At 70.8% G+C, this 1,607-nt stretch carries 3 protein-coding genes; all 3 read right to left on the bottom strand.

Annotation, left to right across the window (positions count from 1 at the left end; all coding sequences use genetic code 11):
- Positions 1 to 371 (bottom strand): hypothetical protein (locus tag I5I_RS15150; protein ID WP_036321707.1); only part of this gene is annotated, 371 nt, incomplete at its 3' end.
- A 45-nt stretch (positions 372 to 416) separates the two neighbouring features.
- A complete protein-coding gene (locus tag I5I_RS15145; RefSeq protein ID WP_036321705.1) occupies positions 417 to 839 on the bottom strand; it encodes a hypothetical protein in 423 nt (140 codons plus the stop codon).
- 131 nt (positions 840 to 970) lie between these two features.
- Positions 971 to 1,435 carry a hypothetical protein gene (locus I5I_RS15140; protein ID WP_036321690.1) on the bottom strand — a complete coding sequence of 155 codons (465 nt, stop codon included), beginning with the start codon at positions 1,433 to 1,435 and terminating at the stop codon, positions 971 to 973.
- Positions 1,436 to 1,607: the final 172 nt, after the last annotated feature.

The following is a 1,607-nucleotide window of genomic DNA, read 5'->3' as shown; positions in this document are numbered from 1 at the left end:
GGCCCGACGATGCGGCACGGGATCTCCGTGTTCTCGTCGAGGTACCAGCTGGCACAGACGCGGTGATAGCCGTCGGCGATCTGCGCGGGCAGCGCGCGCGTGAGGTCGCCGTGGACGATGAGCACGGGCGACAGCGGCTTGCCCGCGCGCACCTTGCGGAGGTCATCGGCGACGTGCGGGTTGTCGATCGGAAGCAGCGGCAGGTTCGCCGCCCGCAGGATGTCCTTCGCCTTCTTCACCACCGTCGCCCGCGTGCGCAGGGCCGCGACGAGAGAACGGGCCCGCTCGGGATCGGCGACGAGGCGGAGGTAGTCCTCCGCCGCGGGGAAGTCATGCTCGTCGGGGTCGTTCTTCCAGATGGGGTCGGCCATGAGGACATTGTGCTCCGCGGCGGGGCCGGCGCCCGGCGCGACGCGTCACGAGTCCTGCGTGGCCGCCCCGTCCCGCTGCAGCGCGAAGTCGCCGAGGGCGGCGGAGGTGGGCAGATCGACCCACAGCCGGAGGCTGCCGGGGCGCGCTCCGGCCCCGTTGATGATCGCCGCGCCGCCGATTCGACGCAGGAGCGGAGCGATGGACGCGGCGACCTCGCGCGGGAGCGAGCCGACACCGCGGCCGTTGGAGGTCACGGCCACCGTGGTCGTGTCGTGCCGGGTCGAGGCGACGTGGCGCATCACGTAGGTGCGCCGCTCCTCACCGCGACGCTCACGGTCGTTGACGAGGAAATGTGTCTTCTCGAGAGCGACCCGCCGCGTCTCGAGCCCGCGCAGATCGGGGAGATCGTCGTGCCGGCTGACACGACCGGTCACGACATGGAGCACTTCTTCCCACCACGCTGGCATGGCACCTTCCTTTCGGGTCGGTATGCCATCACCGCAGTGGAGCATGTGTCCACCGTCTCACACCGGACTGTGGGAGTGCTGACCGCCTCAGTCCCGGGTCGATCGGACCGTCGGCACCGTCGTGTTCGGCATCATCCGGCAGCGGGCACGGCGCGCTCGAAGCTGACCGACGCGGCGAGGGCCACGACGGCGGCGGCGCGCTCGCGCTCTCCCTCGGCCGTCTTCTCGTCGCGCAGGGCGGCCGCGTCGCGGCGCTCGACGGCGCGGTCGCTGATCTCCGCGAGCCGGTCGGCGAGCACCGTTCCGAGACCGTCGCGCAGCTCTTCGAGGTTGGTGTTCGCGATCTCCAGGCGGCGATCGGACACCGTCAGCTCGACCACGGGGTATCCGTTGCGGATCAGCATCTCGCGCGTCTCGTCGCTCAGCAGATCGGCGATCTCCTCGCGCTGCGGCCGACGGGTGAACACCGCCTCGACGGTGTAGCGGGCCGGGGCGTCCGCTGTCATCAATGCGGACGGCAGCGAGCCCGCCAGCACCGATCCGAGGCCGAGGGCGGCGCTGTGGGACGGGCTCTTCGTCGTGCTCTGTGTACTCATGACCTGACGGTACGCCCCGAAGATGTGCGCCTCACAGCTTCGGGGCGTACTCCCGCGCGTCGCTCAGGCGTCGGCGCGGGACGGAAGGACCCAGCCGGCACGCGGGAAGTGGCACGTGTAGCCGTTGGGATAGCGCAGCAGGTAGACTCTAGAGGATCCCCGGGACCGAGCT

The sequence above is a fragment of the Microbacterium sp. B24 genome (assembly GCF_000333415.1).
GTDB lineage: Bacteria > Actinomycetota > Actinomycetes > Actinomycetales > Microbacteriaceae > Microbacterium.
The sequence above is the reverse complement of the archived record's forward strand: the minus strand, read 5'-3'. Positions and strand labels throughout refer to the sequence as shown.